Source organism: Leptospira meyeri (assembly GCF_004368965.1).
GTDB lineage: Bacteria > Spirochaetota > Leptospiria > Leptospirales > Leptospiraceae > Leptospira_A > Leptospira_A meyeri.
The window spans coordinates 1,927,102-1,947,638 of sequence record NZ_SORO01000001.1; the positions used below are offsets into that span (position 1 = coordinate 1,927,102).

The 20,537-nt window shown below is 36.6% G+C and carries 20 protein-coding genes; 8 read left to right on the forward strand and 12 right to left on the reverse strand.

Annotated features, from left to right (window positions below):
- Nucleotides 1-70: 70 nt before the first annotated feature.
- From CLV96_RS20000 to CLV96_RS08980, 3 genes are all read right to left on the reverse strand, one after another.
- The gene (locus tag CLV96_RS20000) at nucleotides 71-670 is read right to left on the reverse strand and encodes a hypothetical protein (RefSeq protein ID WP_243836447.1); all 600 of its coding nucleotides are present in this window, start codon (nucleotides 668-670) and stop codon (nucleotides 71-73) included.
- A 118-nt stretch (nucleotides 671-788) separates the two neighbouring features.
- Entirely contained in the window at nucleotides 789-1,205 is a 417-nt protein-coding gene (locus CLV96_RS08975; protein WP_134151880.1) for an SRPBCC family protein, read from the reverse strand.
- 45 nt (nucleotides 1,206-1,250) lie between these two features.
- On the reverse strand, nucleotides 1,251-1,700 hold the full coding sequence (locus CLV96_RS08980; protein WP_134151882.1) for an SRPBCC family protein: 450 nt from the start codon (nucleotides 1,698-1,700) through the stop codon (nucleotides 1,251-1,253).
- Between the two features lie 78 nt (nucleotides 1,701-1,778).
- On the opposite strand from CLV96_RS08980, the gene CLV96_RS08985 reads away from it, so the two are divergent.
- The gene (locus tag CLV96_RS08985; RefSeq protein ID WP_134151884.1) at nucleotides 1,779-2,582 is read left to right on the forward strand and encodes a helix-turn-helix domain-containing protein; all 804 of its coding nucleotides are present in this window, start codon (nucleotides 1,779-1,781) and stop codon (nucleotides 2,580-2,582) included.
- Between the two features lie 110 nt (nucleotides 2,583-2,692).
- On the forward strand, nucleotides 2,693-3,508 hold the full coding sequence (locus CLV96_RS08990) for a HEAT repeat domain-containing protein (protein ID WP_166669660.1): 816 nt from the start codon (nucleotides 2,693-2,695) through the stop codon (nucleotides 3,506-3,508).
- Between the two features lie 125 nt (nucleotides 3,509-3,633).
- Here the strand turns inward: CLV96_RS08990 and omp85 are convergent, their stop codons facing one another.
- The gene (omp85, locus tag CLV96_RS08995; protein WP_100735140.1) at nucleotides 3,634-5,157 is read right to left on the reverse strand and encodes an Omp85 family outer membrane protein; all 1,524 of its coding nucleotides are present in this window, start codon (nucleotides 5,155-5,157) and stop codon (nucleotides 3,634-3,636) included.
- A gap of 145 nt (nucleotides 5,158-5,302) precedes the next feature.
- Nucleotides 5,303-6,856, reverse strand: a complete 1,554-nt coding sequence (locus tag CLV96_RS09000) for a methyl-accepting chemotaxis protein (protein WP_134151888.1) — start codon at nucleotides 6,854-6,856, stop codon at nucleotides 5,303-5,305.
- Nucleotides 6,857-7,481: 625 nt separating this feature from the next.
- On the opposite strand from CLV96_RS09000, the gene lsa14 reads away from it, so the two are divergent.
- From lsa14 to CLV96_RS09020, 4 genes are read left to right on the forward strand one after another with little or no spacing between them, the layout of a single operon-like run.
- On the forward strand, nucleotides 7,482-7,868 hold the full coding sequence (gene lsa14, locus CLV96_RS09005) for an adhesin Lsa14 (RefSeq protein ID WP_020776779.1): 387 nt from the start codon (nucleotides 7,482-7,484) through the stop codon (nucleotides 7,866-7,868).
- A gap of 13 nt (nucleotides 7,869-7,881) precedes the next feature.
- Complete coding sequence (locus CLV96_RS09010) at nucleotides 7,882-8,199, forward strand: TRL-like family protein (RefSeq protein ID WP_020776014.1); 318 nt, start codon at nucleotides 7,882-7,884, stop codon at nucleotides 8,197-8,199.
- A 2-nt stretch (nucleotides 8,200-8,201) separates the two neighbouring features.
- On the forward strand, nucleotides 8,202-8,537 hold the full coding sequence (locus CLV96_RS09015) for a TRL domain-containing protein (protein ID WP_020776333.1): 336 nt from the start codon (nucleotides 8,202-8,204) through the stop codon (nucleotides 8,535-8,537).
- A 3-nt stretch (nucleotides 8,538-8,540) separates the two neighbouring features.
- Entirely contained in the window at nucleotides 8,541-9,527 is a 987-nt protein-coding gene (locus CLV96_RS09020; RefSeq protein WP_020776137.1) for a hypothetical protein, read from the forward strand.
- Between the two features lie 110 nt (nucleotides 9,528-9,637).
- Here the strand turns inward: CLV96_RS09020 and creD are convergent, their stop codons facing one another.
- The 5 genes from creD to CLV96_RS09045 form a co-directional block, all read right to left on the reverse strand.
- Nucleotides 9,638-10,966, reverse strand: coding sequence for a cell envelope integrity protein CreD (gene creD, locus CLV96_RS09025; protein WP_134151890.1), 1,329 nt, complete (start codon nucleotides 10,964-10,966; stop codon nucleotides 9,638-9,640).
- Nucleotides 10,967-11,040: 74 nt separating this feature from the next.
- Nucleotides 11,041-12,450, reverse strand: a complete 1,410-nt coding sequence (creC, locus tag CLV96_RS09030; protein WP_338092317.1) for a two-component system sensor histidine kinase CreC — start codon at nucleotides 12,448-12,450, stop codon at nucleotides 11,041-11,043.
- A gap of 34 nt (nucleotides 12,451-12,484) precedes the next feature.
- Nucleotides 12,485-13,159, reverse strand: a complete 675-nt coding sequence (locus CLV96_RS09035; RefSeq protein ID WP_134151893.1) for a response regulator — start codon at nucleotides 13,157-13,159, stop codon at nucleotides 12,485-12,487.
- 10 nt (nucleotides 13,160-13,169) lie between these two features.
- Entirely contained in the window at nucleotides 13,170-15,032 is a 1,863-nt protein-coding gene (locus tag CLV96_RS09040; RefSeq protein WP_020777056.1) for a gamma-glutamyltransferase family protein, read from the reverse strand.
- Between the two features lie 64 nt (nucleotides 15,033-15,096).
- Nucleotides 15,097-17,091 carry a methyl-accepting chemotaxis protein gene (locus CLV96_RS09045; protein ID WP_020776614.1) on the reverse strand — a complete coding sequence of 665 codons (1,995 nt, stop codon included), beginning with the start codon at nucleotides 17,089-17,091 and terminating at the stop codon, nucleotides 15,097-15,099.
- A 181-nt stretch (nucleotides 17,092-17,272) separates the two neighbouring features.
- Between CLV96_RS09045 and CLV96_RS09050 the strand changes: the two genes are divergently transcribed.
- Together CLV96_RS09050 and CLV96_RS09055 are read left to right on the forward strand one after the other, a co-directional pair.
- The gene (locus CLV96_RS09050) at nucleotides 17,273-17,731 is read left to right on the forward strand and encodes a hypothetical protein (RefSeq protein ID WP_020776254.1); all 459 of its coding nucleotides are present in this window, start codon (nucleotides 17,273-17,275) and stop codon (nucleotides 17,729-17,731) included.
- 136 nt (nucleotides 17,732-17,867) lie between these two features.
- A complete protein-coding gene (locus tag CLV96_RS09055; protein WP_134151895.1) occupies nucleotides 17,868-18,296 on the forward strand; it encodes a hypothetical protein in 429 nt (142 codons plus the stop codon).
- Nucleotides 18,297-18,340: 44 nt separating this feature from the next.
- Here CLV96_RS09055 and CLV96_RS09060 read toward each other — a convergent pair whose 3' ends face one another.
- Both CLV96_RS09060 and CLV96_RS09065 read right to left on the reverse strand, forming a co-directional pair.
- Complete coding sequence (locus CLV96_RS09060; protein ID WP_134152007.1) at nucleotides 18,341-19,183, reverse strand: DUF4349 domain-containing protein; 843 nt, start codon at nucleotides 19,181-19,183, stop codon at nucleotides 18,341-18,343.
- Nucleotides 19,184-19,292: 109 nt separating this feature from the next.
- Nucleotides 19,293-20,537, reverse strand: coding sequence for a U32 family peptidase C-terminal domain-containing protein (locus tag CLV96_RS09065; protein WP_134151897.1), 1,245 nt, complete (start codon nucleotides 20,535-20,537; stop codon nucleotides 19,293-19,295).

Below are 20,537 nucleotides of genomic sequence, written 5' to 3' on the forward strand. Positions count from 1 at the left end.
GAAGAAACAGTAAAAATTAAATTACCTTAAAGGAAATGAACAATTTTTTCGTCTGGTCGGAAATCAGAATTTATTTGCGAATGCAGCGGACGTGGGCGTTACCTGTCCACTTAGAAAATGAATAAATACCTACATCTGGTGTAAACAGATTAAATCCATTTGTATCGACTCCACCGTAGGAAAGACCCTTTGATTTATACTCTTCAATCCACTCGTTCGTGATTCGATCAAAATATGCATTCCGAAAATCTTTTCCTGTTGGCAATTGCATTCCCAATTTGCTGCACTCATTTTCTGCCATATGATTGGTCATATAACCTTGATAAGAACTCCAATCTGCAAAAGCTTTTGACAGCTTGATTCTTTTCTCCATATCAAAATCTTTTACGCAACTAACAAATTTCTTTGATACTTTATCGGAAAATACTTGTATATCATCGTATTCCAATTGCATAGGAAAAAACCTGGCATCTAAATTGTTGTTTTGCGATAACCAATATTCTTGAGGATTATATTTATATTGCTTTATATCTTTTTTTCTATCCCATAAAACAATCTTTCCTAACTGCTTTGCCTCCCGCATTTCCTTGTAATCTGGTAACCGCATGCCTTGTTTTCGACAAAAATCATCTGCATCATACCAATTGGCTTGGATTTGAATGTCATTCAATGTGATTATATTTTGCTTCGTAAAAATACAATTATTTAAGGCAAGGTTTACTAGAAATAGTAGAAACCTAAATTGGAAACACTTCATACAATAAAATCCGTTAAGCTCAATTTGTTGTTTATATGGATTCTACATATTTTTTGAAGTTATCTAGTATGGCTTGCCATCCGCCCTTTTGCATTTCAATTGGATTTTGGTCTTCCGCATCAAATATTATGGTTACCTGTGTTTTATTTTCTAAAGTTTCAAATGCAACACTGGCTCTTCTACCATCTTCCATTGTATAACTAATTAACTTCTGATCGATCACTTTGTCATACGTGGCTTCGAACTCGAAGCCAAAACTTCCGTCTTTTGCTTCCATTCTTGCACTATATTTACCACCAACTCGCAAATCATTTTTTGCCCAAGGGCATTGCCAATCGTCGGAAGCAAAGTTCCAATGAACGATATGTTCCGGTTTCGTGTAATTGTCCCAAACTTTTTTGGAATCTGCATGGATTGTCGATTGAATGGTAATTTGTTCGAAGTTCATAACGGGAAATTCTATATGTATGGATTTTTCTTGAAAAGCATTTTCTTATCCTTTCTCAGCTATTTCTTTTATGATCTCCAAACATTGGTTCCAACTTTCTTCCGAATGTTTCAATTTGTCCTCTGTTGTGAATCCAGTTTGCATCAAACGAATTGTCACAATTCCGTTTTTCTCTTCCAATTGATTTTCAATAATTGAATAGTTTTCAGGTTGATCCGGTAACCCAAAAAAAGCTGTAAAATAAGAATATTTGAATGTATAAGGAGATTGAAATTTAAGTATGGTTCCTTTTTCTTCATAAGGTGTTCCTTCCCACACTCCCTTGAATACAAGGGAACTTCCTTCTTTCCATTCTGAAATTGCTTCAGTTCCATATAAATATTCTTTGATGTATTTAGGAGAAGTGAGTATCTCCCAAACTTTTTCCAAACTGGAATGAATGGTTTTTGTCAGATACAAATGTAAATTGTGATTTAGTTGATTCGTTATATTCATTGTTTCCCTCGAGAATTACCATACCAAAAAGAAAAAGATTTGGATTGTAAAAACACGACAAAACGCTAAATAAGTGGTATGGTCAAAGAAAAAGGAAAACCGGCACGAGGAGTATTGCGCCAAACCAAAGCCGATCTGGCTGCAAAACACAATCGGTTTTTTGCCAATGAAAAACTAGATTTTTTTATTGAGCACTATTGGACTGTTAGTTGGGAATTAACCAACCAAAAACCGTACCTTGCGGAAACACTACCTTACCCAAGCGTACACATCGTCTTTGAAAAAGAAAATTCAAAAATTTTTGGAGTCACGAAGGGTAGATTTTCTACTTTATTGCAAGGAAAAGGTTCTGTTTTTGGAATAAAATTTCGTCCAGGCGGATTTTATCCTTTTTTTAAAAAATCGGTTTCTATTCTCACTGACAAAAAGTTGCCTCTGTCCACTCTCTCAAATCAAGAAATCTTAAACCTAGAAAACAAAATTTTTAACTTAGAAGATGAAAGGAGTCGAGTCGTATTGGTTGAAACTTGGTTAGAAAAAATTCTTCCTGCACCAGATCCAAAAATCCCTTTCATCAATGGAATCATTGATAGAATCAAAGAAGACCGAGGGATACAATCGGTGGACCAAATTGTAAAAATAACTTCTGTGAACCTTCGAAGTTTACAAAGACTATTTCGCGAGTACGTGGGAGTTAGTCCAAAATGGGTGATTCAAAGATTTCGTATCCAAGAAGTAGCAGAACGAATTGAAAAAGAAAAAACAATCCATTATGCGGAAATGGCTTTGGATCTAGGTTATTACGACCAGGCACATTTTATAAGAGATTTTAAGAAAACCATAGGATTTAGTCCTGAAGAATATTTGAAAACGCTTTTCTAAGTTGAAACTAGTTCCGATTTTTTTAATAAAATTCGTATCTACTTTTAAATTGTATTTGTTTGTACCCCTCTCTATATGTTTAGTTTTTAGATATGAATAGATGTTACTTTTTGGCTCTTATCACATTTTTCTTAATTTCTACAAACATCCATGCCCTTGATGACGCAACCGAACACTTAGAGAGATGTCTAGAGTTAGCAACTCAAGGAAGCGAATATAGTTTTAGAGAACCAAGCAGTATTGAGGGAATTACCTGTTTAGGATTATCTAAAAACCCCAAGTACATACCAATATTAGGTTCTTTATTAAAAAAAGACAACAGTGATCATGTTCGTTTTACCGTCATTCGAGCATTGAGTTGGATGGAAACAGAAGAAGTAACTGATTATTTATTATACACAATCCAAGAGGATAACTATTATCATGCTAGGTATTGTGCTGCGCTTTCATTCTCATCTATACCAGACAAAAGAGCCATTCCAGTTTTAGAAAAATATATTCATAATTTAGAACGAAGTGAAAGAACTTCTATCATTGCTATTTTAGAAACGCTTTCGGGAAATGATTATACTAGTTTATTACTGGAAGATGTCTCAGAAGAAAAAGACTTAAAAAAATTAAAAACAAAAGCAAACAACGAGTTTAAAGCCGGACACTATGGTAGCACATTGCATTATATTAATAGGGCACTAGAGCTGGAACCTGAAAATCTAAATAATCTCTACCTTAAAGCCAATGCACTTGTATATATAAAAAATTTCTATGATTCTGAAAAAATTTATACAACATTGTTAGAATCAAAATTTCCTGATAAAGCAGGTGTTTACAAAAAATTGGGTGATTTGGAAACAACTAGAGGAAATTTAACAGAAGCAAATGAATATTACAGAAAAGGATTAGATGTTAAAACAAGAAATCCAAAATAATCGGCCATTACATCATCTTTGATGAAAAAGGGAGCGGAACGCGCACCCTGGAGTAGCCCGGTCATTTTTCTATATCATCTGTAACCAAATGCCATTGAGGCGCATCACCACTATATTAAGTTAAATTAAAAAACATGACTAAAATTAACAAATAACTGCTCATCTTCTCTCGATTTTGCATAATCGATCATAATGATGGTTGCCTGGTTCCAAGCAATCCGTAATCCTATCCCTCGAGAATAAGCATATCCTTTCCAACCTAACTTATGTTCGTCGTCCCAAACGCGGCCATAATCAAAAAAAGGAACTAAATTAAAGGCAAAAAATTCATCTCCAAATTTAGCCTCCGCAAATTTCCAACGAACTTCCGTGTTTCCCCAACCCATAGCCCTTCCAACAAATCGATCTTGTTTGAAACCCCGAATGGTCCTGAGCCCTCCAAGACCTCCCACAAGCCCTTCCGTTCCCCACATATTTCTGTATTCATAAAAAGGAGCTTCCCCATCTGTCACACCCAAACCAAATCGGTTGGCAATGACTAACTTATCAAACACTTTAGGAAAAGGACTCCAAAACAATTTTGTTTGTGCAAAGTATTTTTGGTAATCGTAATCAGATCCAATGGACTTGGTATGTTTTTCATACGTTGCTTCGGCAAAAATACCTGAATTGGGATCGGGTTCAAAATCTCGTGTGTCATAAACAAGACCAACACGAAGAGCATTCACATAACCGCCATTATATCCAATTATCTTTTTACCTTCATAATCTTCCGTAAGACGCGTTTTTCCATTGGGAACATCAGCAGTATGCTCACCTCCAAGAAGTGGATCCACACCACGGGCCAATCTTCCATCGTAAGTTCTTACTATGTTATTAGAAAATTTTAGACCTGCAACAAGACGCACCGTTCCCCCTACGAAAGATCGTTCTGTACTTGTAGTTGCCATGGGTGTTTCAATCGTATAACGGTTGTACATTTTATCTGTTACAACAAATCCAGGTGCTTGCGGAAATCCAGAATAAGTTTTCCCTCCAAGACTTACTGGGTCGGAACTAGTCCCAGGGCGGTAATAAGCCAAGTTATTTTCTTGGTCCATATAACTTGCGTTTATGATATGTCGTCCATCTTGTTGGTTTCGATCCAAATAGGATAGAGGTTTCATACTTTCTTCACCAATTCCAAAATAGAGTGTGGTGGGAGTAATGGTTAAAAACAAATCAGCACGTAACCGCCATTGTGTGTCTGCAATGAAAGGCATGTCCAAACTAACTTGGTGGTATTGAGCATTTTTATTTGTGTTAAAGTATTGCCCAAAGACACGCATCCGATATGGAGTATAATAAAAAAGTGGATCTGCTTTTTTTCCATTATCGTAGAGATAAGCACGAACACCATATCCGATCCCTTCGTTTGGATCAGAGTTCACAAGAGGAAGGCCTGTCGGATACCAACCTTCTCGTTTGTCCTCTATATCCTTCTTACAAAGTTGTTTTGTAGGATCCATAGGAAAGGGAAGGTTTTTCGGTGGAGGATCTTTCTCACAGCCGGCACTTGGCATATATTCCTGCGCCGAAAGAACACTTGGAATGACAAAGGACGCCAAAACAAAAAAGGAAAAAAGAACAAGGCTAATGGATCGGTTCATAGTTCTGTGTTTGTACACAAACCATGGACAATATCTGCGCAAAAGAATCAGTCAACAAAAAATGAATTCCCACTCACTTTTTGGTAGTGGGCAGGTTCTGGCTCTTTTTACCAAGGGAAACGAGTTCTTTCGGACAAAATGATCGCTAATTGGTCATTTCTTTTGCCATCGCATCCAGCTGAACAATGATCCCACCGGTCGATTTACTACTTTCTGATATTTGTTTGGAAATTTCGACTATGTTGGTCGCATATTCTGAAATGTTGGCAGTGATTTTTGTAGATTCCTCAGTCGCAATCTTTTGAAAGTTCGTTGAATTTTCGATGGTTTTGCTAGTTTCGTAAATCCTGGTATTGAGATTGTCGATGGTCTCAATCGCTTTGTCGATCTCTACAATCTTTGTACCAACTCCCGTGATTTCATTTTTAATAATACCAATGGCGGTATCGAGTTTCCCCATCATTTCAGATGACCTGTTGATCAGTTCACTACTTTCACCAATCAATGAGAGGTTCTCTTGAATGATCTTAGAAATTTCTTTGGAGTTTCTCGTCGTAGCATCAGCTAACTTTGATATTTCTTCCGCAACAACGGCAAAACCTCGCCCATGTTCGCCTGCTCTTGCAGCTTCAATGGCAGCATTTAACGATAATAAGTTTACTTTGTCAGCGATGTCATTGATCACAGAGACAAAATCAGAAATTTCCGTACTTTTTTCCTGGAGGATATTGAACTTATTGATCGAAAGATGAATGTGTTCAGAAGTATCAGTCGAATAACCTAATACAACATCCAGGTTTTTATAAATCCTGCCAGTGCCAGTTTGAACTGTTTCGTTGATGGCTTTTAAATCGTTCACTGATTGAATCGACGTTTCAGATTCATGATACAATGATTTTGCGATTTTATTATTTGAATCTGCTTTTGAAGATAATTCTTCTAAAGAAGTCGAAATTTCAGAAAGCGAAGTGGCCTGGTGTTCCGAAATTAGTTTTAGTTCTTCTGAAATTGTATCCTGGTTTTTAATTTGTTGTTTCATCATATCAATTGTGTTCAAAATGGTTTTTGCCATATGCAACAAATTGTCTAAAGCTTTCTTTGCTTCTTTTTGTTTCTCAACAGCTAAATTAAGGAGGGTTCTTGTTGCCGTTGCCCCGACAGTTGCTCCAATTCCAACCCAAACAAAAATTAAAAATCTTACAATGATATTACTCTTTGGCCCACCAGGAATTAATTCAGGCCGCAAAGCAAACAAAACAATTTCAGAAATAATGATCAAAATAAAGTTATATATTGAAGCATTGCGATTGAAGTACAACACACTTAAAACAAAAGAAATATAAAACGTAGCAGCAAGTTCAGTTGCTCCATAAATTTCATATTGAAAAACCAACAAACAAAGTGTAACCCCTGTGATGGATATGTAACTAGAAGACCAGTGTGTTTTTAATTTTGAAGAGAGTAAAAAACCAAAAATTAATATGGAAGTGGCGAGAACAAACTCAATGAGTATACTCTGGTATGTAAGATAATCCGAACCTTTCCCAGCAAACTTAATGGATAGTGTTGCTATGTTGGCGAGGGCAAGGATTGATAGAAACGATAGAAACATCCGTTTGTTGTTTCGTAACATCACTTCCGTGAAAAGGTCATCGGAAATCGTCATGGCTTTCTTTGGGGCAAAAAATTTAGAAAACAAACTGTACCTTCTTTAGAAAGGAAATAGATTTAGGTCATAGTTTAGAAATGGAATCTATTGGCAAGAAACGTCCTAAAACCCAACAGACGTCCGGAAACCAAAGGTTTGGCCACATAAAGCCGGTGCCCAAGTGTGAACCAATCCGCCGCTCATTCCATTGCGTGAAATACCTGAACCTAGTTCACCTCAATGGAATGAGACGAAGTGAATCTGAGAGAATTACATTTTTTTTCCGTAAGTGACGAAGGAATCATTTAGAACGCTTCAAAAGAGCTAGGAAAATTTCCCCTAGTTTTTTTTCTAAAAAATGCTGAACCTTGTCTGAATCCGAAATTCTTCCTCTATGAGTTAGCGATCTCGACCTTTCCCATTTCAATTCAGATTTCAGATTTTGTGTGTTTATGAAGTTTTTTTAGAAAAAAAACATCAGTGTGCAATAATTCTTTCTCCACAAGACATCTATTAGGTTGAGCAACCACATTAGAATAACAGATCATTATAGCATACTGGTTTTTTACTACAAAACCACAGATCGTCTGTTAGTATTTCTTTTTAATTCTCCAACAAGATTGACACAAAACATAAGTCAAACGATAACTGTCAAAAAAATGATCAGGAGAATCATGTGAAAAAGAGCATTTTCTTTGGCATCTCACTCACATTCATATTACTAACACAAAACTGTTCTGGTACTTCATACCACGCTAGTTATGTGCCAAGTGCTAACACAAACCCAACAAGGGAATACGCAACAGCATCCACTCTTTCCAAAGGTGGGCTTTTCTTCCACAAAACATATGTTCCGGGGCCACTTGGACTTAACGCAGAAGGAACTTCGGAAGGAAAAGGCTGCAGTCACTCCATTCTTTATTTGGTTTCGTTCGGAGATTCTTCCATCGAAACAGCAAAGAAAAGTGCGAACATCACAAAAGTAGCCTATTTGGATTATGAACAACTCGGAATCTTAGGTTATGTTTACCATAGAGTTTGTGTAATTGTGAAAGGATCATAAACGGAGTTCACCAATGAAAATGAAATTAGTATTTATCTCTCTATTAAGTGTGTTTTTATTCGCAAATTGTGCGATTGGTCCTACTCATGGACTTCTTTTTAACTCTACCAAATTTGCGGGTACGTTTAACCCAGAAAACAATGTAAAGTCTTCAAAAGAAGGAAAAGGATGCCAATTTACTGTCCTTTATCTTTTTAGCGTTGGTGATGCAGGTGCAGGATCTGTCGCAAACAAAAACGGAATCAGCAAAATTGCAACCATTGACCACTCTTCTTTATCCGTCTTTACCGGTTTATTCCGTAACTACTGTACCATTGTATCTGGAGAATAATCATGAAATACCTTTTACTTTCAATTTTTAGTTTGGCACTTTTTACAAACTGTGTGACCACTCCACTTCCAGCGTATCTATTTTCCAACACCACCCAACATCTAAATGGGGATGCCGTTGGAAATATGGTAACCTCTGCTAAAGTAGAAAAATCAGGGAAGTCTTGCAGTTTATCAGGCATCGGCGTGAATATTTTCTTTTATGGTGCGGGTAACTCCATTGAAGAAGCTGCACAACATGCAGGTATCAAAAAGATTGCTGTCGTTGATAGAGAATCTTTAACGATTTTGCCATTCGGACTTTTTTATCGCGAATGTGTGATTGTTTGGGGGGAATAGACCGTGTCCCATAACAAAATCATTCTAATATTGGGGGTAGTGTTTTTGTCTTTTGGCAATCTTTTAGCAAAAGACTTTGACTCTACCCACGAATTGCCAGAAGTAAGACAACCTGACAAACACCGTGTGTACTTCCGATCCATGGGGAGTGCGGGTGGTCTACTCATTCCAGAGAAAGATTATGTAAGGAATGAAGACCTTTCATTTATGTTGTTTAACGGCGCCACTTTGAATGGATTACTCAACTATTCTCAACAAATGCCTAAGTTTGATGGAAGTGCTAATACCAGGGAATTAGAATATCGGTATCAAGATAAGTTTCGAATTTTTTACGAATCACGAGTATTAATGAATCAAAAAAAATCGAACGAATCAGACCCTTATCAAGCTCAGTTCACTGAGAACAAAAAGAGTTTAGGTGTAGCTTATTACCATCCGCTGAGCCCATACTTTAACATTGGTGCAAGCTTAAGACAAGTAACAGTTGATCAATCCACAAACAGTATGTTGCTGTCCTATGGTTTTTACCAATCAGGATTTTTCACTAATACTTTCTATGTATTCCAACCTAGAGATACAAATTTAAAAGTAAAAGGAATTGTTCCTGGTATCCACTTAGAGATTAAGCCATTGCGATGGTTTGAAATCCATTTGGGACAACAGTTCTATTCTTTAAGTGGAAACGATTCCAGAATCACAACATCTGTTTCAACTCTTGGTACGGCCGCACTTGGTTATTCAGGTGGAGATGCATCATACACAGGAACAAAACAATCAATTGACTTTGTCTTTCGATTTTCTTCCTGGTTTGCTGCGAAATGGGGATACTCCAAAGAAAGTATGAAGGTAAAATACCAAAATTACCTGACTTTAGGAAACTCACCGACAGCAACCCTACTGTATTCTGCTTGGGACGGATCTCAAACTACAAAATTTGATTTCACCTCACTCAACTTCACACTTGAATTTTCCAAAAGTTTTGGAGAATAACCTTTCAAAAAAACCTAACAGGGATTTTTTCTCCTGTTAGGTATCTTAGTTCAACTATCGAATGTTACGAAAGTTTCGATTGCATTCACTTACATAATTTTGTTTCTAAATTAAACTTCCTTCTTATTCCCGAACTGATACCAATCCACTTTGCGAGTGAAATGCATCACTGCAGCAAGAACCAAAAACAAAGCCAACGATCCTAGAAGCAAGGCTTGGTCTTCAGAAGCAAGGATTACATACAAAAACGAATATAAAACCAAATAATAGGAAGCGGTGATCAGACCTTTCTTTTTATTTTTTAAAACACTGATGGCATAGTAGCCAATGAGACCAGTTACGGCGAAACTTGACAAAATATAAGCGGCTAAAAACCCAAAATGTTCAGAAAACGATAAGTTTAAAATATAAAACAAAACCATAGCAGATCCAATCAGAATGTATTGGATAGGATGTAACAGAACTCCACCAAACACTTCCATTAGGAAAAATAAGGCAAAACTTGTGACAATAAAGAGTAAACCATACTTAACTGATCTCTCCATTTTTAAATAATGGTCGACAGGAATGACTAAGTTCACTCCATAAGCAGAATTTATTATCGAATTCAGAATGGATTCATCCATAGAGTGGATCACTTGTGGATAAGATCTTGCAAAGTATGATGACTCCCATACAGCCGAAAATCCATCATCTTGGATCGAACGATCTTTTGGTAAAAAGTTTCCATTAAAAGAAGGATCTCTCCAATCAGAACTCATCACTAATTTAGATTTTTTTCCAATCGGAACAACTGAAAAAGCTTCCGAACCTTTGACTTCTAATTGAATTTCAAAGGGAATAAAATTTCCCGCTTCGGTAATGTTTGCGGAAGCATTCAGTCCTGAAGGTAGATAAGAAGACTTGGTTCCAGGTAAAAACTTTTTCTCTTTTCCTGACCACAACAATTTCATTTCACCTCCAAGCCCCTTCATATCAGACACAGAAAGAATGATTCGAGCATCATCCCAATAAATGTATGTTGTATCTAAAGGAAAGTCAGATGAATACATCGGCGAAAATTTACCAAAAAGCCTCATCTTACTTGTGTATAGCGGAATTTCATAGATACTTCTTTTACGTAGTTCTGTTTTCATCTCAACGACTGAATCCAATTCATCCGGTAAAAAATATGCATAATCGGTAATGTAATCCCACTTGTCTTTTTCCTTTGTGGAACCTGACTTTGGGATTCTTACGTTATAAGGGACCATCAAAATAGGACCAACAATGGTTTGATTGGATCCCCATTTTTCCCCAACCTCAACTACAGCTTGGTCTCTCGATGCACTTCTTTCTTCTATCAAAGAACCAATCATCACCAGTGGGATGATAAATAATAAAACCATCCCACCCAGGATGGCCAAACGAAGGTTAACAGATGTTTGTAGTTTACTCATAAAAAACTCCTATCTTTAAGATAAGTTACTTTCGTGAGTCTTTTATGATCGAAATGTGAGGATTCTGTGAGGATCTATATTTTTGGAAACTGAATCAAAACTTCAACGCCGCGAGGACTTCGATTCTGGACTTTCAATTTCCCACTATGTAAATCTACAATTTGACTAACAATGCTAAGTCCTAAACCAGAACTCTTTCGATTGTTAGTAGGACGGGGCAGGGAATAAAACTTTTCTGTGATTCGATCCAATGCAAAATCAGGAATCGAATGCCCTTCATCCATTACAGAAAAATCGATCGAATGGTCTGGTTTTTCCTCAATTCGAATGCAAATGGTATCGTTTTTTTTTGCAAAGTCGATCGAGTTTCTGAGTAAGTTTTCGACGGTTAAATACAAATAGTTGCGATTTCCTTTCATTTCCAAAAGTTTATTTTTGCATTCGGTAAAAATCTGAATGGACTTCCACTCTAGTTCGGATTTGAAATTGGCAATTACCTCCTGTACGAGATCATATAAAAATACCCTGTCTTCCAAGATGATTGTTTTTTTTCCTTCTAAGGAAGAAAGCTCTAACATTTGCTCAATGAGATTTTGAATTCGTTTTGCCTCTTCGTGAATATTTTTTGTCAAACGGTCTGATTCATTCGGATGAGATTGTAAAAGCTCAACAGATGCTAAGATGGAGGATAGAGGACTTTTGATCTCATGAGTAAGGGTTTGTATATAAGATTCTATATATTTTTTACCTTCAATCTCTTCGACTAACAAATCGACTTCTTTCCCTAACTCATTCAATTCACGAATTCCTATCTTTGGAAATACAACCTTTTCCTTTTTTCGTAAAGAACTCACATACTGTGACAAACGCAAAATAGGACGGAAACTCAAATAAGCAAGCAAACTAAAAAGGATGGCAATGGCAGAAGCCACAAGTAAAGAAATACGCCAAAACTTTCTTTTAGCTTCATCAATGAATGGAATCACACCTGTTTTTGGTTTGATGACAGTAAGGACCCCGATCATTTGATTTTTGAATCGTATAGGAGAAGCCACAAACAAAGCACCTTCGCCTTCCGTATCAAGTAATTTACTAGACCTTGCTCCATACTTACCTTGAAGAGTCAAGTAAACATCATTAAACCTTGAATAGTCGAGACCTTCTCGATAAGATTCAGAGTCATAGACCACAATGCCATTTTTATCCGTAATATATAGCTGGATGTCTGTATTAGTTTTTAATAACGAATAAATTTTTGCTTCAAATGAACGTTTGTTTGTATTCTCAAACACGGGAGAAAACAAGGTATGAAGGGATAACTTAAAATGATTAATGTCTTTTGGATTTTGTTCTAATCGCTCTTCGACAATAGCAGACAAAATATGAGCTGTGTCATTCAAAGATTCCTCAACCGTCTCCATGTAACGAGGCCGAATGGATTCTTCTGTTTTATCGATTAAATAATAAAAACCGATACTTAGGATAAAAAAAAACTAATGATGATGCGAATCCAAAGGTTCATATTTTTTCCTTCAATCCATACCCTTGTCCACGCCTTGTTTCAATAGGGTCAAAGTCTGGTTCTATTTCTTTGAACCTAGCACGGATGTTTTTAATCACAGTATCGACAGCGCGGTCGAAACTATCTTCTGGTTCCGTCCAAACACTGTCCATAATTTCTTCTCTTGTGAAAATTCTTCCTGGCCATTTAAAAAACAGTTCCATGGTTTTGTATTCATAAGGAGATAAATTTAAGTTATAACCATTGAAATAAACTAACTTTTTATCCAACGAAATTCTCAGTTTTTGATCTTCTAAATTTTTTGTTTGAGTGGGAGTGGATCGTCTTAAAATTGCACGTATCCTTGCCAAAAGTTCTCTAGGACTAAATGGTTTTACAATGTAGTCATCTGCGCCAATTTCAAGCCCCAAAACTTTATCAATCTCGGTGTTCCTAGCTGTCAAAAAAATAACGGGCGTTAAATATTCTTTTCGAATTTCTTTCAATACTTCAAATCCATTTTGATCAGGAAGTCCGATATCAAGGATGATTAAAGATATATCATTTGAAATTTTTTCAATTCCTTGTTTTCCGGTAGAGGCTAAAAAAACATTGAATCCTTCTGACTCTAATGAAATTTGAATGGTTTCTTGAATTCCTGGTTCATCTTCAATTAAAAGTATCTTGGTCATCGAAACTAAACTATTTACCTTCTGCCCAGGACTCTTCTCTTGGGTCGGCCACCCCAATGAGTTTTTTGTTTTTACTATCATTTAACACAGCACATACGGATCCTAAGTCATTATCCAAATGACCTTTTTTGTAAACCTTATATCCTTTTTCTTTCAGCGAATCAGAAACTCTTTCATACAAAGTTTCTTCTAACTCAATTCCACCTGGACGGTAAACGTGAGGAGAAAAACTATCTGGCCAATTCACCGAACGAAATCTAGGTGCTTCCACCGCCTTTTGTGGATCCATCCCAAAAACAATTACATTCAAAAAGAATTGGATCATAGCTTGGCTTTGTACATCTCCCCCTGGAGTCCCAAAACTCATCCACAACTTTCCATTTTTCAAAACCATTCCTGGGTTGGGAGTGATCCTTGGTCGTTTGCCAGGGGCTAAGGCAGAAGGATGATTGGGATCTAAACGAAATTGAGTCATCCGTATACCCAGTGTTAGTCCCGTTCCAGGTACCATCGGAGATTGAGGAAAATCACTTGGGGTGAGAGAAACAGCATTGCCAGAAGCATCGATGATACTCAAATAAGTTGTGTCTTTTCCATACTTAATTTCTCCCAGAGAAACATCTTTTACTTCGTTAGGTGACATTGGCAAAGAAACAGGTTTTTTAGAGGAAAACAACCAAGGGTTTCCACTTGGAGGAGTGGCACCAAAAGCCTCCTTCTGTAACAATTTTCGTCTCATCGTTGCATATTTTTTTGAAAGTAACCCGTCGATTGGAACATCCACAAATTTTGGATCTCCAAAATATCTTTCTCTATCTGCAACTACAAGTTCGATTGCTTGTGATACTGTATGAATGTATTCAGGAGAATTATGGCCCATCGATTTTAAGTTCACACCATCTAACAGTTGCAAAACCATCGGAACAACAGGTCCTTGGGTCCAGGTTTGGTTAGATAAAATTTGATATTCTCCATACTCTCCCAAAATTGGTTTTTCCCAACCACCTGAATAATTTGCCAAATCTTCTTTTGTAAAAAGTCCACCTTTGTCGGTATGTAAATTGACAATAGCGTCAGCAATTGGCCCTTTATAGAAATAATCCCTTACAGATTCTAACGCTTGTTTTCTGGTGTTTCCTTTTTTGAGAGATTTTTTTTCTTCATCTGCCATGGACTTCCAAGTTTTTGCAAGGTCCAATCGTTTAGTTAACTCTCCTTCTCGAATTCCATACCACCATTTTTTTTCAAGATACACTTCGGAATTATAAGGCATAAGGATTGTAAAACCCAATCTTTTGTATAATGGTAAATCTAAGTTTTTAACGAGAATTCGGTTGGCAGGGAATCCTTCTTCCGCAACGACAATTGCCGGTTTTACTAACTCAGAAAAAGATTTTGATCCATGATCTTGTAACAGTCTTACGATGACATCTGGAGAGGCTGGCAACAACTGAGCCAAGATAGAATTTTTTGGCATCACGTCATAACCATTTTCTTTAAACCATTTGATGTTGGCCTTTTGGGGAGCCGTACCAGCTCCAATATAACTTTTGACTTGTCCAAATTTTTGATCATACACCAAGGTAGGAGCAACGGATGGAAAACTGGCCGCTTCACCATTTGTTACATTTAACACAAGCAATGCGGCTACTGCCGCATCAACGGCATTCCCACCATCCTCCAAAACTTTGATGGCGGCTTTGGTTGCCAATGGGTTTCCAGTCGAAACCATATATTTTTTACCAACTACTGCATCTCGCAAACTTCCTTGTGGATCAACATAGGACGGAACAATGGGTCGGCGACTTCCTAAACATTGAAAGAAAAAAAGAAAACAAAATAGATACAAAAATATTTTAATGAACCGGAACATGAAACCCTCAACAAACCAATTTGTAAAAAACAATTACAAATTTTTATTCTCTGTCGAACCATTTTTATAACTTAAACCGATCGGTAATCCCTTTTAAAATCTCTGCAGTGGATGCTAAATTTTGTGCAGAGGAAGACATTTCCTCTGATCCAGAAGCTGTACTTAACGTGTGTTCGTTGATCTGGATGATCACTTCAGAGATTTCTCTCACTGCTCTTTTCTGTTCGTTCGTGGAGAGTTTGATTGTCTCCGCATCTTGCCCCATTTGTTCAGCACCTTCATCTACTTCTCGTTTGATGGATTCTTGTGCGGATGTGACTGAATACAGTTTGTTCATTGCTTCACTCACTGTTTCCACATTTTGAATGATATTATGTAACATGGCTGCCGAAGAACGAATGGCATTAGCACCCGAGTCCAATTCCCGATTGTTTTTTGTAATCATGTTTCCAATGGATTTAATGGATGAAGCTGTTTTTTCGGAAAGTTTTGAAATTTCATCGGCAACGACAGCAAATCCCCTTCCGGCCTCACCTGCTCTTGCTGCTTCAATGGCAGCATTCAATGCTAAGAGTTGTGTTTGGTCTGAAATCTCATTAATGATCTGAATGATGGCCGTCATCTCTCCAGAAGAATGGAGGATGTTTTCAATCATTTGGCTCATCCCTTGGATGGACTCTTCTCCTTTTTTGGCCTGATCAGAAATCGATTCAGCTAGTTTTAAAGTGCTTTCAATTTCAGAACCAATTTTACGGATACTTTCCGACAATTCGCGAATTTTAGAATGGAAGTTTGCAAAATTTCCAAACTGTCTTTCGGTAGAGGCAGCGATATAATCCATACCAGCAGACATCTCTTCAATCGTTGCAGACATTTCTTCTGAAGATGCGGCTGTTGACTGCGCTCCTGTTGCAAAATTATTTGAAGAAGAAGTAAGTTGTTCTGATGCGGAAGCCAATTCCATCGTTATCCTTTGGATTTCTTCAAATGATTTTCTTAAACTTGCAATGAAAGTATTAAGCCCTTGGCCCATCCGCCCAATTTCATCATCATATACAACTTTAATGGAAGAAGTTAAATCTCCCTCCGACATGGATTTGAATATATGACTTACATCTTCCAGTGGGTTCAAACGTTTGCTAAGCAATACATACAAAAGCCAAATAGACACCAAAGCAATGAAAATAGAAGAAATCACTATGGTGATCATTAAATCAAATAGAGCTTCTTTGATTTCTTCTTTTGGTTGGATGGCAAGTATAGTCACTCCCCACTCTTTTAATGGATAACTGACAGCAATATGTGCTTTTTCTAAATAATCAAATTCAAGTACTTCACCCGTTTTCAAAGCTAACATACGTGCGCCTGATTCATCTTTTGACAAATCATACTTTAATATCTGAGATTTATCCTTCAAAGCAATTAAGAGCCCTCCCGTTGTGGAAACTACCACATAACCATCACGACCAATTTTAATTTTATTAATTACTAAATCCGTTAGATCGGTTAATGAAAGTGCAATTCCTGAATTTCCAATTAACTTTCCATTATCATACACCGGGTACGTAATTGTTGAGACTGGATTGTTTGTTAGGGGATTTAAAAGCGGTTTCCCAATGAAATATCTTTTTTCTTTACCAGCTTTGAGTTCGTCAGGATCCATATCCTCAGGTTTCATTTTCCATCCGATTGCTTGGCCAGTAGCATCAGTTACGACACGAGGATCATTATCATAAGTGTGAGTATAAATATTTTCGTAAACTTTGTAGAGGTCGGTAAGCTCTTTGTAATATGATTGTGCAAGAGGTTTTCCCGTTTTGATAGACGCTATCGTTCTTTGGTCATTCGCAACAGTCTTAATCACATTGACGTGACTTTGAAAAAAATCATTGATGGATTGGCCAACAATGGCAACAGTCCCTTGCATTTGTCCGATATAAGCCTCTTGAATTTTTTTCTGCCCGAAGTAATAGGCAACAGTTCCAACCAGACAACTGATGATGAAAAGTATGGAAGCACCACTTAAGAGTAAAATGAATTTAATAGAATTGCGTTGCATAAAAATTCCTCGATATTTGTATTGAACATGGTTAAGAATATCAAATTATTCTGAATGAACTCAATCCCAGGCTTTTGGTACAGAGTTTGAAATCGTTGATTTTTGGCAATCTACCTAGAACGATTCTAACGAAAAAACCTTTTTTTAAGATCTAGGGATTACTCCTCAAAGTCCAAAGAATATGGAAAATGAAATTTATACAAATTGGGAACAGGATTCAGCACTTGTGACTACAAGAATCACAGGAGCAATCACTGAAGACGAAGTTTCCCAATGGAAACAAAGTTTAGAGAAAACCTTCTCTACAATTCCAGCAGGTACAAAATTTAAAATCTTTGTCAACCTTCATGGACTCAATCCTTCTTCAGTCTCTGCGCACAAAGCCTACCGGGACATCATCCCACTTCTCTTAAGCAAATACAATTGGCGGATTGGATATTTAGATTTATTCGAAGAAGCAAAAGATTTAAAACTAACATCTGAAAACGGAATGGAGTGCCTAGCCGCTGTTCATTGCCATCATGATAGTTATAAAATCAATGAATATGAACGCAGATTCGGAAGGACATCAGAACATTTTTATGATGATCCAGAAAAATCGGAAAAATGGATCCGTAGTTATCCGGTGTCTACACTTTAACTTATAAAAAGGTAATACAAAGATCCATCCTATTCCATTGTGAAATGGATCTTTGTATTTAGAAAAGAATCTTGTTCTCTAAATGGAAAACTACAATCCTAATTGACATTTCATTTAATAAATTACAATCACTGGAATGAAAAAACAAATTATCATTTTTTTATTATTCTTAATCGTAACTTCTTTGATTGCAAATCCAGAATCCAAGGCGAAAGCACTTTGCGATTGTCTAAAAAATGGAAAAACATCACAAAACGAATCAAATAAAAAGGAATGTTTGACCCTTAGAGAAACGCATGTTTCAACCCTAAAAAAAGGATCCAAATCTTATGACTTGTATCTATCTTACATACAGAAGTGCGAACAAGAATTAGCTGGATCAAAAGAAATTAATACAAATCTTACAACAAAAGAAAAAGTATCGGCTGTTTGTGATTGTTTTCAAAAAGAAGGAAAACAAAACAGGATGAGTTGCTTCAAACTCCAAAGTGATTATGGAAAATCAATTATAGATCCAGAAGAGAAAAAAGAATTTAATCTCTCTTCCGGAAGTTGTGATAAATAATCTAAAGTAACTATTAATAAATTAAATGATTTACAAAGCCATTTTTACTTCTGGAACTTTTTGTAAATTTTTTTTATGGGAAAATAGATAACCACTGCCACCAAAAGAAAGGGAATCATCCAAATCAAATAGTAGGTTAATTCTAAAAATACGTTCAAAATCCCAACAAAAGCATTTCTATATGTAGGAACTTGAATTTTATCTGGAGGAATCGGACTCGAAAAATTGATGCTCAACGTGGCCCATTTAACTTTGTCCTTTATTTTCCAAATTTCGTGTTCTGCATGATCCAAATTGTTTTCACTATCCGTTAGAGCTTCCTCAATCGCCTGCCAATTTTTTGAATTAGCTGAAGTTTGATTGTTTGCACTCGTTCGTCGTGTTAAACGAATTTTTTCACGGTTTGATTTTACTTTTTGCCAAACCATTCCTTCTGTATGGTCCACAGTTGCTATATCTTCACTGAGTAACACTCCATACGTATCTAATTCAATCAAAGCCTCATATAATTTTTCAGACCTTATATGAATTCGTAAACTCATATAAGGTGCGTCCGTATTGACAGCGGAACTACTTTCAATATAACCGTACTTTGTAATGAAACCAAGAATATCTTTCCTAGTTTTAATCAAATCATGAGTTTGGTAACTTAATTGAACTTGGTATTCGAGTAATCGCTCTGAGGTGTTTTGGATGGGAACAAATACCTGTCCGAGTTGGTTTTCAACTGACGGTGGTTCTACGGCTTCTTGCGAACCTGAAGAACCAGGAGCCATTTTTTTCTCCATCGGCATGTCAATAGAACGCATTTCTTCCGCTGGTGCAGAAGTTTCCCCGTTAGATTCCTTGCCACACTGTAAAAGAAAGGCAAAAGAAATGAAGATCATCAATTTAATCAATTTTTTCACGAAAGACCCTACTTGTTTCTATTTACACTTAACAGTTCTCACCGAAAAGTTTCTCAAGTTTTAGGGCCAGTCCAACACCAAAAAATCCTTATATTTTTTTGCTTAAAAACGACTTCGAAGGAATGGCAAAAGGAACTTCCAACTCCACTGTTCCCATCCCACCGCTAATCACTTCTACTGGATTTTGTTTATAAAAAATTTGGTCTACTGTGAAGGTTGTAGGGTTAGAATCAATGGCAGTGATGACTTCCATCAAATCGCCTTTTTGGATTTTATTTTTAACTTCAATCACTATGCGTTTTGTATCCGGTTTATATTCTTTTACTAAACCTGCATACTTTTGGCTCATTTGCAAACTAGTACCAAATTCATTGTTTTGAAAGTCCCTTTCCTCTTCAGGAATTTTGTCTTCCATCCCACGACTTAAAAAACCAGAAAAATATTTCCGAGAAGAAACTTTATCCAATTCTTCTAACCACTTTCGATCAAAACCTTCTCCTCGTGCAATGTTATCTAATGTATTCCTGTAACTACGAGCCACCATTCCTACATAATAATCATTTTTTGTCCGACCTTCTACTTTCAAAGAATCAACACCAGCATCACATAACTCTTGTAAAAATTCAATCGCACGTAAGTCTTTCGAATTCATTAAAAAAGTTCCTTCTTCATCAGTAATGAGTTCCATAGGTTCATCGTTCTGTTTGGGATTTGTGACAAACACTTTATACAAATCACGACATGCATTGTTACAAGAACCTTGATTGGCATCTCGTTTTTTAAAATAATTACTCATAAAACAACGACCACTATGAGCAATACAAATCGACCCATGAACAAAAACTTCGATTTCCATATCAGGAACTTGGTTTTTAATTTCAGCAATTTCAGAAATAGAAACTTCACGTGAAAGTATCACACGAGTGGCGCCAAACTTTTTCCAAAATTTAACAGCCGCATAATTCATCGTGTTAGTTTGAACCGATATATGAATGTCAATTTCGGGATGAGATTCTTTTGTGATGAGAATTAGTCCTGGATCTGCCATGATCAAAGCATCTGGTTTTAAAACTGCCATTTGATCTAAATACTTAGGATAAGAAGGCAGTTTTGAATTCCTTGGAATGTTATTGACTGTAAAATAAATTTTTTTACCAAGTTGCCTTGCGAGTGCGACTCCCTTTTCCAAATTTTCCATCGTAAAATCATTTTCTCTGGCTCGCAGCGAAAACCGAGGCACTCCGCAATAAGCGGCATCCGCACCATAAAGATAAGCAATTTCTAATTTTTCTAAATTTCCTGCAGGTAGTAATAATTCTGGAATTTTTCTCAT

Coding starts and splice junctions, on each gene's coding strand:
- CLV96_RS08975 (WP_134151880.1), bottom strand. CDS start 1,205: ATGAACTTCGAACAAATTACCATTCAATCGACAATCCATGCAGATTCC.
- CLV96_RS08980 (WP_134151882.1), bottom strand. CDS start 1,700: ATGAATATAACGAATCAACTAAATCACAATTTACATTTGTATCTGACA.
- CLV96_RS08985 (WP_134151884.1), top strand. CDS start 1,779: ATGGTCAAAGAAAAAGGAAAACCGGCACGAGGAGTATTGCGCCAAACC.
- omp85 (WP_100735140.1), bottom strand. CDS start 5,157: ATGAACCGATCCATTAGCCTTGTTCTTTTTTCCTTTTTTGTTTTGGCG.
- CLV96_RS09010 (WP_020776014.1), top strand. CDS start 7,882: ATGAAAATGAAATTAGTATTTATCTCTCTATTAAGTGTGTTTTTATTC.
- CLV96_RS09015 (WP_020776333.1), top strand. CDS start 8,202: ATGAAATACCTTTTACTTTCAATTTTTAGTTTGGCACTTTTTACAAAC.
- creD (WP_134151890.1), bottom strand. CDS start 10,966: ATGAGTAAACTACAAACATCTGTTAACCTTCGTTTGGCCATCCTGGGT.
- CLV96_RS09035 (WP_134151893.1), bottom strand. CDS start 13,159: ATGACCAAGATACTTTTAATTGAAGATGAACCAGGAATTCAAGAAACC.
- CLV96_RS09040 (WP_020777056.1), bottom strand. CDS start 15,032: ATGTTCCGGTTCATTAAAATATTTTTGTATCTATTTTGTTTTCTTTTT.
- CLV96_RS09045 (WP_020776614.1), bottom strand. CDS start 17,091: ATGCAACGCAATTCTATTAAATTCATTTTACTCTTAAGTGGTGCTTCC.
- CLV96_RS09050 (WP_020776254.1), top strand. CDS start 17,273: ATGGAAAATGAAATTTATACAAATTGGGAACAGGATTCAGCACTTGTG.
- CLV96_RS09055 (WP_134151895.1), top strand. CDS start 17,868: ATGAAAAAACAAATTATCATTTTTTTATTATTCTTAATCGTAACTTCT.
- CLV96_RS09060 (WP_134152007.1), bottom strand. CDS start 19,183: ATGATCTTCATTTCTTTTGCCTTTCTTTTACAGTGTGGCAAGGAATCT.
- CLV96_RS09065 (WP_134151897.1), bottom strand. CDS start 20,537: ATGAGAAAAATTCCAGAATTATTACTACCTGCAGGAAATTTAGAAAAA.